The organism is Streptosporangium sp. NPDC023963, assembly GCF_040639135.1.
Lineage (GTDB): Bacteria > Actinomycetota > Actinomycetes > Streptosporangiales > Streptosporangiaceae > Streptosporangium.
The window spans coordinates 1-12476 of the sequence record NZ_JBEZZK010000034.1; the positions used below are offsets into that span (position 1 = coordinate 1).

The 12476-nt window shown below is 68.3% G+C and carries 13 protein-coding genes; 9 read left to right on the plus strand and 4 right to left on the minus strand.

What is annotated here, in order from left to right; translation table 11 throughout:
• The first annotated feature begins 291 nt into the window (after window positions 1–291).
• Window positions 292–528 (plus strand): hypothetical protein, encoded by a 237-nt coding sequence (locus AB0F88_RS43960; RefSeq protein WP_362698532.1) that lies wholly within the window; start codon window positions 292–294, stop codon window positions 526–528.
• A 309-nt stretch (window positions 529–837) separates the two neighbouring features.
• On the opposite strand, the gene AB0F88_RS43965 is transcribed toward AB0F88_RS43960, so the two are convergent.
• A complete protein-coding gene (locus AB0F88_RS43965) occupies window positions 838–1887 on the minus strand; it encodes a pentapeptide repeat-containing protein (RefSeq protein WP_362698535.1) in 1050 nt (349 codons plus the stop codon).
• Between the two features lie 349 nt (window positions 1888–2236).
• Here AB0F88_RS43965 and AB0F88_RS43970 point away from each other — a divergent pair, with 349 nt between their 5' ends.
• Both AB0F88_RS43970 and AB0F88_RS43975 read left to right on the plus strand, forming a co-directional pair.
• Window positions 2237–3415, plus strand: a complete 1179-nt coding sequence (locus AB0F88_RS43970) for a hypothetical protein (RefSeq protein WP_362698538.1) — start codon at window positions 2237–2239, stop codon at window positions 3413–3415.
• A 228-nt stretch (window positions 3416–3643) separates the two neighbouring features.
• Window positions 3644–3979 (plus strand): hypothetical protein, encoded by a 336-nt coding sequence (locus AB0F88_RS43975; RefSeq protein ID WP_362698541.1) that lies wholly within the window; start codon window positions 3644–3646, stop codon window positions 3977–3979.
• A 431-nt stretch (window positions 3980–4410) separates the two neighbouring features.
• Here the strand turns inward: AB0F88_RS43975 and AB0F88_RS43980 are convergent, their stop codons facing one another.
• The 3 genes from AB0F88_RS43980 to AB0F88_RS43990 are packed head-to-tail and all read right to left on the minus strand — an operon-like array spanning window position 4411 to window position 7202.
• Entirely contained in the window at window positions 4411–4626 is a 216-nt protein-coding gene (locus AB0F88_RS43980; RefSeq protein WP_362698544.1) for a hypothetical protein, read from the minus strand.
• A gap of 49 nt (window positions 4627–4675) precedes the next feature.
• Window positions 4676–5476: a WbqC family protein gene (locus AB0F88_RS43985; RefSeq protein WP_362698547.1), complete on the minus strand. Its 801-nt coding sequence runs from the start codon at window positions 5474–5476 to the stop codon at window positions 4676–4678.
• The gene (locus AB0F88_RS43990; RefSeq protein WP_362698550.1) at window positions 5418–7202 is read right to left on the minus strand and encodes an ElyC/SanA/YdcF family protein; all 1785 of its coding nucleotides are present in this window, start codon (window positions 7200–7202) and stop codon (window positions 5418–5420) included. Before AB0F88_RS43990 ends, AB0F88_RS43985 begins: the two co-directional genes overlap by 59 nt.
• A gap of 157 nt (window positions 7203–7359) precedes the next feature.
• Here AB0F88_RS43990 and AB0F88_RS43995 point away from each other — a divergent pair, with 157 nt between their 5' ends.
• From AB0F88_RS43995 to AB0F88_RS44020, 6 genes are all read left to right on the plus strand, one after another.
• Complete coding sequence (locus AB0F88_RS43995; protein ID WP_362698553.1) at window positions 7360–7803, plus strand: recombinase family protein; 444 nt, start codon at window positions 7360–7362, stop codon at window positions 7801–7803.
• Window positions 7796–8416: a hypothetical protein gene (locus tag AB0F88_RS44000; protein ID WP_362698556.1), complete on the plus strand. Its 621-nt coding sequence runs from the start codon at window positions 7796–7798 to the stop codon at window positions 8414–8416. Before AB0F88_RS43995 ends, AB0F88_RS44000 begins: the two co-directional genes overlap by 8 nt.
• A 349-nt stretch (window positions 8417–8765) precedes the next feature.
• Complete coding sequence (locus AB0F88_RS44005) at window positions 8766–9086, plus strand: hypothetical protein (protein WP_362698559.1); 321 nt, start codon at window positions 8766–8768, stop codon at window positions 9084–9086.
• Window positions 9087–9154: 68 nt separating this feature from the next.
• Window positions 9155–9328 (plus strand): FxLD family lanthipeptide, encoded by a 174-nt coding sequence (locus AB0F88_RS44010; RefSeq protein ID WP_108724510.1) that lies wholly within the window; start codon window positions 9155–9157, stop codon window positions 9326–9328.
• 62 nt (window positions 9329–9390) lie between these two features.
• The gene (locus AB0F88_RS44015; protein WP_362698563.1) at window positions 9391–11415 is read left to right on the plus strand and encodes a lantibiotic dehydratase family protein; all 2025 of its coding nucleotides are present in this window, start codon (window positions 9391–9393) and stop codon (window positions 11413–11415) included.
• Window positions 11412–12473 (plus strand): lanthionine synthetase C family protein, encoded by a 1062-nt coding sequence (locus tag AB0F88_RS44020; protein WP_362698565.1) that lies wholly within the window; start codon window positions 11412–11414, stop codon window positions 12471–12473. Before AB0F88_RS44015 ends, AB0F88_RS44020 begins: the two co-directional genes overlap by 4 nt.
• The last annotated feature ends 3 nt before the right edge of the window (window positions 12474–12476 follow it).

Below are 12476 nucleotides of genomic sequence, written 5' to 3' on the forward strand. Positions count from 1 at the left end.
GCCTGAGCGTGATATGCGCGCAGCGCGAGGACCCAGCGAGGCCCAAGACACGGGTCGCGCCATTCACGTTCAGTGATCCACGAAACAGGACCTAGTGCTGTCCGGCCAACGAGGGGGTGGGAATGCGAGCGAAACGTGTCCCACCTCCACCTCACCTGCCCCGGGTTTCCTCGTCGGTTCTGACTTGGCAGCGGCAGGGTGAGATCAATGTTCCGGCCCCTGCTCAGGCTCTGGGCGGTGCGTAAAGATGAGGTCCGCGCATCGACTATCGACAGGAGGTCTGATCAGATCGTGGACGAGATCAGGAGCGCGTTGTGGTCGCGGGTGAGCCTGGTTCTAGCGGTGATATGTGCCGTGATCGGGGTGTACCTACTGGTTCTGATTCACCACAACTGGGGCGGAGGCGCGCTGGTCCTCTCCCTACTGCTGGTCAAGGCCGTGCTGGCGGTCCTTGCCCTTCTCCATGTCCGAGACCGTCTCCTAGAGCTGAAAGCGAAGGAGGCCGGGGATGAGGGTACGGCCTCGTAAGGGGTGCCCTCGGGCTGGAAGCCGGTCAAGGCCGCCGCCCTGGAGGCTTCCACACCCACTGGCGGCCGGGCGGGCATGCCCGTCATCGAAGATGGGCTCCAGCGCCTGGCCGACAAGGTCCGTGCCGCACACCAGGCGCGCGAGGCTCGTGCGCAAGCAGACCGGCCCCGCCGTGAGGGCGCGTGATTCGTCGCCCACCACGGCGAGCACCGGCGAGCGACGAAATCTGCGGCGACACGACCGGCCCCGGCCACTGCTCATCGCTGCGCATTCGGCGCCGCTTCAGACACCTTTCAAGACTGGCAACCACTATTGCGCGGGCAGGCCCACCACACCGGTGAGGTCCGCGCTGGTGAGGATCGTGCGGGTGAGATCCGCACGAGTGAAGTCCGCGTCAACGAGCGTCGCGTTAGCGAGGGTCGCGCCGGTGAGGTCCACGTCGACGAGGTTCGCGCCCTTGAGGACCGCGTGGCCGAAGTTCGCATCCATGAGGTTCGCGCCAGTCAGGTTCGCGAGGATGAGGATCGCGCGGGTGAAGTCCGCAGTGTCGAGTTCCGCGCTGGCGAGGTTGGCGCGGCGGAGTCTCGCATCGGTGAAGTCCGCACAGGTGAGCCTCGCCTCAGCGAGATTGGCGTTGACGAGCTGCGCGCTGTTGAGGCTCGCGCGAGTGAGTTTCGCGTTGGTAAGGTCCGCGTGGTTGAGGTGCGCGCTGTTGAAGTTCGCATCGGTGAAGTTCGCGTTGGTGAAGTCTGCGTGGTTGAGGTGCGCGCCGGCGAAGTTGATCCTCGCACCGGGTGCGTCCTGGTCGACGGCGCGTCGGCCGATGACGGTAACCGCAGCTTGCAGATCGGTTCTCAAACTCGGATCGCGAGGTTGCGCATCCCCCGCTTCGTCGGTCTCGACGTCTTGGGAGTGCTCGCGGACGAAGGCCGCCAGCACCTCCATGACGGTCGGGTGGTCGCGAGCTATCCGCTCTAGCGCGTAGATGCCACCCAGTCGGATGTCGAGCTTGTCGGAACCGAGCTGCTCGATGGCCTTGGTGTAGCGATCGGTCACCTGGCCCTGCTCGCTCAACCGGTGACCTTGCTCGCTCAACTCGAAGGCGCGGCGCGCGGTCGCGGCGTTGCGCGCGGTGTAGTACACGGCCACCAGCGCGATCAACCCGGTGGCGATCGTCAGCGCCCGCCCGCGGATCGCGTCCAGCGCCGCCGCCAGGTCCTTACCGGCCAGGCCGTGCACCCTGTCGAAGTGCTCCAGTACCCACGCCGCTCCTGGACCGAGCACCCAGGTCAGCCCCGCGACCAGGACCACGCCCAGTATCGCGAGCACGAACCGGGGAAAACCTGGCCACTTCCTCATGTCTTCAGGCTGATCGGTCCACGCGGCCTTCACAGCGTGATGGCCGTCAGCGATGGCCAATCGTGACCGGCCATCGAAGGTTAGTCGCTGACCTGCATTGCGTCAGCAAGATAGGCAATCAGGGGTCCTGATCGCGGATCGTACCGACAGCGCGCGGTCGATGACGAGTCCGCCGAGGGTTCGCTGCCGGCCTATCTCGCGGGTCACCGGCAGGTGTTCGGCGCCGGTTGGCGTGCCCGGATAGTTCGTCTTTGTCGGTTCATCGGCCACTTTCCCGGGTTGTTCGTATACCGGTAAAGGCTCCGTTTCACCCCTCGTCGAGGATCGTTCTCGTGCTTACGGTGAAGAGATGAGCCTCACATCGGGGTTGAAATCACCGCGCACTCCGCTGCGCCGGTTCCTGGATCGAGAAGTGACAGCGGGCAGCACGCGGTTGCGTGCGAACTACCGGGCCCGACTTCCGCTGCACCCGCCGATCCTTCCCGGCGAGGGCGTCGGATATGAGGCCGGCACCGTGGGCACCGCCATCGACCAACGACTGCGGCTCGCCTTCACCTGCGCCGAGCCAGTCGACGCCGCCACCGTGGACGGCATCAAGAACTGTCTCCTCACCGCCCGGACTCTGCGCGGCCAGCCCTGGCAGGTTATCGCCGAGGTCGGCCAGCAGCTCGCCGAGCAGCTCACCACCGCCGTCGCCGAACTCCAGCTCGATGGCCGTGGCCAGCCGATGATGCGCGCCGACGACGACGAAGAGCGCCTCGCGCGGATGCTGCTGGCCGCAGCCTGGTACGCCCTGAACTACCGCAACCCCTTCGCCTTCCCCGACACCCCGCTGTGCAAGGCCGCGCTCGCCGACCCCCGCGGGTTCACCCTCAAGACGCTGCTGGCTGTGCCGCACCGCCACCTGGTCGACGACCTGCTCGCCCAGCTGCACGCCGCCGAGGACGGCGCCCTGAACCGGCTACGGGCGCGCACCCCGGCCGAGCTGTGCCGCCCCGGGCCGACCTTCGACGGCAGCGCGTACGTCTCGGCCGACGCCGACCTGATCGCCGACGGCGTCCTGGTGGAGTTCAAGAGCACCCGCAACATCCACGCCTTCGACCTGGTCACCATCCAGCAGCTGCTCGGCTACACCCTGATGGACTACACCGACGCCCACCGCATCGACCAGGTCGCCGTCTACCTCAGCCGCGCGGGGACGTTCATCAACTGGCCGCTGGAGGACTACCTCGCCCTGCTCGGCACCCGGCGCCGCGACCTGGTCGAGCTGCGCACCGTGTTCGCCACCCTGCTGGCGTACGAGGGCTGCCGGGCCGACGACGATCCTCTGCCTCACCAGCTCGCCGACGTCGAGCGTCTCCTGGCCGACCTCGTCGCGCCCGTCCCGGCCGGCTGCTGCCTGGTCTGCGCCCAGCCCTTGGCCGCGATGAACTTCACCACCGCCAGGATCCGCCGCTACTGCTCTGCCTGGTACAGCCAGCGCGCCGTGACACTACGCCGCCGCGGCTGGCTCACCTTGCCCGACTGACCGGTTCCCGTACGTTGCAGGGAGCTACGGCGTATCGGTGTTGCGCACAAGATCAGATGACCTGGTACCATCGGCGGCAGGCCACCGTGCTGGCCCGACTCCGAGCTGATCGTGCCCACGTCACGACAGCGCTGAGGACAAGCGGCTCCGACGCGCACGACCCAAACACTCGCTGGACACAGATCATTGTCAGTGGAGTGACGTGGGGACTTCGCTGGAAGGATTCGAATGTCCAGCCAGAAGCGTAAGCGTCAACGCGAGATCCGCGTTCTGATGGCCGAGACCGGCCTCACCTATACGCAGGCGGCGCGCGAGTTGAACCGCCGACGCGAGCAGGCTTCCCGCTCTCGCCGCTCTCGAGCATCTCACCATATGGCCGGCCTGACCGGGGTGAGCGCCATCGCCCGGATCGCGCAGCAGTCCGTGGCGCAGTCGTCTGGGTTGGCCAAGATACTGAACGAGCACAACGCCCTCGCCGACATCATCAAGACGATGCCGGTGTACGAGTCGGCGCTCCGAATGGCACGGATGGCGGCGCGGGTTCAGCCCGGCTACGACGAATAGGGCAATCGCCAAACACTCCACGCACATCGGTATGACCTGACAGCGGGGTCTGTTGCTGAGCGGCGACAGACCCCTTACCGATCTGCGTTGTAAAACCCAGCGTTGCCGCACAGCTCGCGCCCCCGCCGAATGGTCGACGGTCACGGCCTGGCTGCGCGCAGGCAAGGCCGTCACCACCCGCCGCGCCCGTCTGGACGACACCGCCGCGTTCCTGCGCTGGCTGGAGGTCGAGCTTCCCGGCGTCGGTCTTCTCCAGGTGAACGAGGACCACCTGCGCCATGAGGCGAAGGCATTGATCACGTTTATCCGCCTACGGTGCGGGTCCACGCTTTTTAGGCCGACGAAACGGCTCGGTCACTGCAACATCCCTCGGGCCGAGTGTTGCGACGAGCGTTAGAACCTAAGCCGCTGAGTGGGGCCATCTTAAGTCGTCATAACCAGCCACCGGCTACCTCCGAGAAGAACTGCATCAGGCGCTTGGGGAAGCAGATCAACGTCTCGCCCTCGAGCATGTCCCCCACATGCTGGAGAGTGGCGGTGTCGATGATGGTGAAGCCCTGCAGGATGTAGTCGTCGCCGTCCTCCCAGACGGTTGGCGAGTCACCGTCGGGGCTGTCGGGACCCTTGCCGAGGAACCGGAGTGCCATGAGCCCGGCATGGCGAGGAGTGCGAACCGATCTCCAAAGCCCAGCAGGGCTAGGCACCAGATCGGGGATCGTCCTCAAGGACTCGTACGCGCAGGGCCTCCAGTTCCCGCCTCAGAGCGCCCGACCCGACGAGCATCAGGGCGTGTACCGCGCTCACCTCCCGGGCGGATGCCCATATGCCCGATCCGCGGGCCTGAAACGGGAGAACCTCGATCGAGTGGACCCGGAAAGCGGCCGGGTCCAGGTATCGCATGCCCCCGGTCCCGCACAGGTAGGTTGTGGCGCCTGTCAACCAGGCCAGGTCGGCCAGGCGTTGCGAACGTTCACCGGGTGCGAGCAGATCGCTGCTGTGCAGGATCTGCCCCCGCCACCCGACCTCCTCCAGCAGCAGGCGGGTGGACAGCTCCGTCACGTCCGCCAGGCGATCCGTGCTCTCGAACGCGGCGAGTACGGGTTCGAGCCTCCTCTTGAACGACGGCCAGTAGGCACTGTGCCGGTAGTGATCGGCGAGGAGCTGAGCGACACGGCGCCGGCAGCGAATGGGATCGGCCAGACGCGCTCCGCGGATGGAGGTGGAGCGGCCGTATGGCAGATGGGTGGAAACGGAGAGCCACTGCGGCTGCCACGAGCCGTCGAGCGAGGCGAGGCGCGCGCGGTGCTGGTAGTCCCTGCGTGCGAACTGCACGTCGTCCAGGACGATCCAGTAGTCGGCGGCGAACAGCTTGGCCAGCGTCACCAGTCGGGGGAAGAGGTTGGGCTGGTGGATGGCGCACACCTCGCCGTACGGCAGGTCAGGGCGTAAGGAGCCTGCTGTCGAATCCGGCGCGGAGAAGAGCCTGGTAGGCGTCATGGACCTCTCCTGGGACGGGCTGCTCGATGGCGTAGCCGAGCTTGGGGTACTCGATCACGCGCTGGAGGTCGCCGACGAGCATGTCGATGACCAACTTCGGATCACCGATCGAGCTGACGTAGTCATCCAGCTCAAGCGGCTCGGAGGCGCACACCACCTCGACCTCGGGCCATACCTTTCGTGCCGTGGCGTAGGCCCGACGCTCCATGTACGGCTTGGAGATCAGGAGCACCGAACCGGGCCGAATACCCGCATCGGCCAACACCTGGCGGGACAGTGCGATGTTCTGGCCGGTGTTGGTGGCGTTCGGCTCCAGCAGAATCGCCTCGTCGGACATGCCGAGGTCGAGCGCGTGCTCGCGGTAGTGGACGGCCTCGCCTCGGGGGAAGCGCGCCGCTGTAGTGGTGCTGGTGGCACCGGAGAAGACGAGCAGCGGGAACCAACCGGCGCGGTGCAAGTCGACTGCCGCGCGTGCCACCCCCAGATCGTGGCTACCCAGACCGATGGCCACGTCACACCGGCTCAGATCGTGGTGCATCTGGTGGTAGTCCCAGATGGTGTGGGCGTGCTGCCACTGCTCGTCGGTGATGACCTGCTGCTTGACGCTCACTCGGTTGCTCCCTGGTCGCCGTGGCAGAGAAAGGCGGATCTCCCCCTGGATGGTCCGCTGGATGCCCTCGATGCTGCGCAGTTGGTGCGCGAGCCCGTGCTGCGCGGCCTCGCGTGCGGCACGGTCGAGGATCACCACCCCATCATCCACGGTGGCCCGATCCGAAAGCAGGACGTGCCCGTAAGCCGTCTCCAGCCGGACCCGCTGCATGGGCGCATCGGTGACCGCGGTGGCGCGGGCGAGGTCGATCAGGCGTAGCGCCTCTGAGAGGTTCCCTGCGCCACGGTGGGCCAGAGCGAGTTTCTGGTGCGCGACGGACCAGTCCTCGGGTTCGCCGAGGTTCTCGAACTCGCGGATGGCGGTCGTCATCAGGCGGGCGGCGTAGTCGTTCTTGTCGTTCTTGCTCAGGGCGGTCCCCACCCACAGCCGGGCTCGCGCCCTGTCGCGTGGTGAGAGCCGGTCGTCCACCGCCAGCGCCTCATATTCCTTGGCGGCCTCGTCCAACCGGCCCCCCATCTCGGCGACCACCGCCAAAGAAAGGTCGAGCTGCGCGATACGACGGGGGATGTCGAGCTGTCCGTAGATCGATCGGGCGTTGAGGTAGGAGCGGCGAGCGGACAATGGGCCGGCGACTGCTCCTTGGTCGCGCTGGAGGTCGCCGAACAGCGTCGTCGATCGTGCGAACAGGTAAAGACCTTTGTCGTCCAAAGCGTGCGGGTCGTAGCGGGTGAGCCATCGGTTCAGCAGGTCGGTGGCGTAGCTGAAGCTCTGGCGGCTGAGAGCGACCACAGCCCGGTCAAGGTCGTCCGTCCAGGTCTCGTAGTCCCAGGCCCGTGGTCCCATCCGAGTGACTCTCAGCCCTTGGTCCACGTCCTGGCCGAGTTCCAAGAGCAGCGTCTCGAACCGCAGGTGAGTCGCCGAATTCGCGCGGGCGAGCGCTGTGTCCAGGATGGCTTGGGTGTCCGGACGTGGCCGAGTAGTGGTACCGAGCTGGTCCCACTTCGCCACGGTGCGGGGAGCCACGCCGAGGTGCTGCGCGAACACCCGCACGCTCATCCGCAGGGCTCGGCGAAGTGCACGCGCTTCGAGGCCGGTCCACTCATGCACGGTCGTCACGTCGCTGCTCCCTTCCACGGCCATGGAAGCACGTAGAGGTACCGAGGGCCTACGGAAGTGCGACGCAAGTGCGACAGCGGGTCGTATCCAGCGGGGTTGGGGCTGGCCATGCTCAAAGAGCGAGCCGTAAGCCCCAGCCACGGTAAGGACGGCTACCTTGTGGACACTCACCGAACAACACGATGTGGACGGCCCAATCGTCTACGGGTACCTGCGGCTGCATCGTTCGACGCCCGAGCGGCACGCCGCCCTGACGGTGGCCCTCGCCCAATACTGCGAGCAGCACGAACTGCAGCTCTGCGGCATCTTCACCGATCGAGGGGCCGCATCGTCGGACGACCCGGCCTTCGCCGGCCTGCTGGACGTCCTTCTCATGTCCGGCGCCTACGGGGTGGTTCTGCCCACTACGCACCACCTGGGCGAGAAGCCCGTCGCGACTCGGCGGCGGGAACAGCTGAACGCGATTGGGGCGCGGCTGCTGGTCGTGCGGGGAGCCCTCCGTACCACTGGCCCTTCCGCCGGCCGACCGGTCGTGACTCTGGCCCGCGCCGTTCCCCATGGCCAACTCGAACCAACTCGCCAAGGACCCGATGATGATTGACACCTTCGTCGCACCACCGCCCGGCAGCGAATTCAACCCGAACGTGCCAACGGTAGAGCGCACGTACGCCGCGCTCGCAGGCTCCGACAAGAACGGCTTCGAGGCCGACCGTGCAGCCGCCGGCAAGCTGAAGGGGGCGATTCCTGGGGTAACCGAGGTCGTCCAGGAGAACGCAGCGGCTGTCGCGCGGGCTGTCGCCTCCCCGCACACCTTCGTGAAGTGCTCGATGCAGCCCCGGTATGACCCCGGCGCCGTCGAGGTCGCCGAACTGATACAGGCGCGGGCGCCCCGCTGGGTTGTCCTGTGGCGCCCGTACTGGCGGGTCCTGCAGGCGTGGGAGTGCTCCGACCCGCGGCTATGTCGCACCGTCATGGGGCGCAGCGCCACCGAGCTGTGGCAGCGCATGCAGGAAGCTGAACTTGATCTCTGGCGGGCCTCCCCGCGCGCCATGACCGCGGACCGGCCACCCACCACACCCGTCCTGGGTGGCCGTGAGGATCTGCCAGAGGCGGCCCCGAGACGATCACCGGACCCGGCGGCACCCCGCCGGCCCGGAAGACCTCGGGGCCCCAGACCACACCAGGTGGGAGCGCATCGTGTTCACGTACAGTGACGCGTTCCTGGCGGTCGCCGGGTGGCCGTTTTGCTCCTCCTCGTCTTGGCGTGGACAGCCGAGCAGGCTCACAACGTGCGGCCGTCCACGTACTCCGGCGCGGGCCCATGCCCCTACCTGGCGCCCATGCTGCCCCGCGCCCCCTACGACCCGCCGCCCACGATGTGCCCCGGGAGGCCGTCGTGGGCGGCGGGCTCCAGACCCTGGCCGGACCCTTCCCACGTGGCGAGCGCGCAGGCTCGCCAGCGGGCCGACCAGGCGGGGTAAGGCGGGCACCCTGTCGAGGAGTGCAGGTTGTCCGCCTTCCTCCCCCAGCGGGCCGCACGCCCCGTGGAGAGAGCAGACGAAGATGACGAGAACCCTCCAGCCGCAGGCGGTCAAGCAGGAGGGCCCCACCCCCGAGTGGGAGCCGTACACGTCACACGGCGCCATCCTCCGGGTTAGACACACCTCGTGCTGCGGCCGATACGAACTGGCGTCGGAGGGCGGCGAGTTCTTCGTGCTCCGTCCCGCCGACAGGCGCGGGCACGAGCAAACCAGCCGAGGCCGGGCCTACCGCGACGTCATCCAGATGTACGCCGCCCTGGTGCGCAAGCACCACCTTGACCACACCAGCCGCGGCGAATGGTACGAGGCCGACCCGTACGTGAACCAGGCGGAAGCGGGCTGACCATGCCCCTGCCCGGCTGGCGTGGACACCCCACATCAGGAACCCGAAACAGGACAAGGAGTAGAGACATGAGCACTCTGACCCCGGAGGAGACGGCCACGGTCGACACGGGAGAGACGTTCGACCCGTTCGCCCTCAACATCGAATTCATCGAGAACACCCCGGCGGCCGACACAGTGCTGATGTGCACCACCGGCGACAACTGCGGAACCTCCTGCCCGAGCGCCTGCACGACCTCGTAGTCCGCGGGGCGCGGGTCCGTACGGGCCCGCGCCTCCTTCTTCCCCAGAACGGAGCGTGAGTGATGACGCGGTCGCGGCGGACCCTGTACCGGTGCACGGGCGCCGGGATGCTGCGCGCGGCGGTGAACCTTTCCGCCCCCGCCCTGCCGCAGTGGCCGGGGCCCGCCGCGTCCCCCGAGCAGTGGCGTTCCTGGCTCGGCCCGATCTGGGCCGATGACACGTTCCGGCGCGCGGTCTCCAGTGCCAGCCTCCACCTGGCCCGCCAGGTGGAGGCAGTTCTGGACGGGCGGTTGTCGAACGCTCGCCGGGCGCGTCGCGCCGCACTCGCGGTCGCCCGGTACGCCATCAGGTATGAGCACCGGTCCACGCCGTTCGGCCTGTTCGCCGGCGTCTGCCTGGTCGACTTCGGCGAGACATCCGCCGTACTGGTCGGGGAGAACCACGAGACCGTCACCCGAGCCGACCCCCGGGCGCTGGACAAGGTGATCAGCGCCCAGGAGGCCGACGGCGCGTCGATGGCGACCGTCGAGGTGTGCGTCAACAACCTGGCGTATGTGCGCGGCGGCCACGTCTTCGTGCCGTCCGAGGGCGCGTCGGAGTTCTCCCTCGCGCTGACGCCTGCGCTGACGCTCGTTCTCCAGGCGGCCACGTCACCCATCCGGTATGCGGCGCTCGCGGGAAAACTCGCCGCAGAGTTCCCGCAGGTGGAGGAACACCACCGGGCGGCGTTTCTCGCGGAGCTGCTGCGGCTTCGGCTGCTGCTGTCGGCACTGCGTGCCCCCGCCACGGTCGTTGACCCGGCAGCCGTCCTGCCCGCCGTCACCTTGGACGCCCGCGATCGGGAGGCGTGCGTGGATCTACGGCTAGACGCCACGGTTCGGCTGCCGGAGACAGTCGCGGTCGAGATGGAAACCGTGGCGACCTTGCTGGCCAGGCTCGCGGCCAACCCAACCGGCACCCGGGCGTGGCGGAGCTACACCGAGCAGTTCGCTGCCCGATGGGGCGAAGACGCCGAGGTCGGCCTGGAGCAGCTCGTTGACCCGGACAACGGGTTGGGCCTGCCTGACGGGTTCGGCTCGGTGTCCGAGCCGCCACGACCGATGTCGCGGCGCGACCGGCTGCTGTTGGATCTCGCAGGGACCGCCGCCGTCGAACGCCACCGGACGGTGATCCTGTCCGAGCCGCTCATCGAGGAGTTGGAGGCGGCCGCAGGCGAACCCACCGCCCTGGCCCCGCACTTCGAGGTGTGCGCACAGGTCCAAGCCCGTTCGCTTCCGGCGCTCGACCGAGGCGACTTCCGCGTTCGCGTTCACACCGTCTCCAGGGCGGCAGGCACGATGACGGGACGATTCCGGCACCTGTTCCCGCAGGCCGCCGAGCAAGTAGACCTTCCCACGGTTGACCCTGTGGCGGAACTGGCTCAGTTATCGTTCCATCCCTCCCGCGTCGAGGCCGACCTACTCACGCGCACCCCGCAAGTCCTGCCGAAGCTGGTCAGCGTCGGAGAGCACCGGGGCAGCGACGCCAAGGTTTTCGTCCCCTCTGATCTGGTCGTAGGTCTGCGCGGTAGCCACCTCTACCTCGCGGTGGCCGCCACCGGGGAGCGCCTGGAGCTGCTCGCGCCGACCGCGCTCAACTTCATGTGGAACAACTTCACCCCGCCGCTGGCCCGGTTCCTGGCCGAGATCAGCCGGGCCGCGACTCCGCAGGTGACCTGGTTCGACTGGGGTGCGGCGTGGACGCTGCCGTTCACGCCGGGGCTGCACTATCGGCGCAGCATCATCGTTGCCGCCCGCTGGCAGCTTCGGGCCCGCGCCCTGCCTAGCCGTGCGGCATCCCTGGAGGAGTGGGCCGCGCAGCTGCACGCCTGGCGCGGCCGGGCGGGTGTGCCTGACCGTGTGCTCCTGGCCATGGACGATCAGCGCCTGCCCCTGGACCTCACCAGGGAGATGGACCTGGACGTCCTCCGTACGCACCTGTGCGGCTCCCCCATCGCGGTGCTCTACGAGGCGCCGCCGCCGGACGTGGATGGATGGATCGGCGGGCGGGCCCACAGCATCGTCGTCGCGGTCAAGGCGGGCCGATGAGCCCGCCCACGACGCAGGCCCTGGCCGAGGGCGCGCTGGGGATAGCGTTGCTGCACATCGAGCGCGGCAACCTTGCCGCAGCCCGGCCTCTGCTGGCCGAGGCGGTCGCCGGCGGCGTCAGCACCGGCTCCAACGCTTCTCTGTTCCATGGCGCCCCGGCCCTGGAGTTCGTGCTTGGCTGTGCCGGGCGCGCCGACCAGACCGTTCAGACGGCCGTCGACCGGGTCGTGGCTGCCCGGCTCGCCGCGGCCCGCTGCCGACAAAAGGCGACCCGGCTCCCGGCACTGGCAGAGTTCGATCTCATCCGGGGGCTCACCGGGCTGGGGGTGGTACTGCTTGCCCGAGCAGACTCGCCCCCGCCGCTGCTGCAGGAGGTGCTGGCCTACTTGGTGACGCTGGCAGTCCCGGTCGAAGCCAATGCCCAGGTCCTGCCCGGGTGGTGGTCGCCGGACAGCCCCACGCATGAGGAGATCACCGGTGGCCACGCGAACAACGGGGTGGCCCACGGCATCGCCGGCCCGTTGGCGCTGCTGTCTCTCGCCGCCCGCCGCGGCGTCCTGGTGGAAGGCCAGATAGGCGCCATCAAGACGTTCACGGCCTGGCTGGAGAAGTTCGGCTCCTTCTACTGGATCACCCTGGACCCGCTCACCTCTGAGGCGTTGCAGGCGCCGCCCCTGCGCCCCTCCTGGTGCTACGGGGACCTTGGTATCGCCCGCACGCTGCAACTGGCAGCCTGCGCGCTCGGCGACGACGCCCGCAGGCAGAAGGCCGAGGAACTCGCCCTCGCCGCCCTCACCGATCCGGCCCGCCTGAGCCGGGTCACCGATGCGTCCCTCTGCCACGGCTGGGCCGGGCTGCTGACCGTCACGACCGCCCTCGCCGCCGACAGCCGTACCCCCGACCGGTTCGCCGAGCCCATCCGGCAGACCCGCCAGAGGTTGGAAGCGGGGATCCCCGCACTGTCCAAGCCCGGGTTCATGGAAGGCCGGGCCGGGGCGGTCATGGCGCTGAAGGGCTCCAACGTGACCGGCTGGACCCGCGCCCTGTTGATCAACTGACCC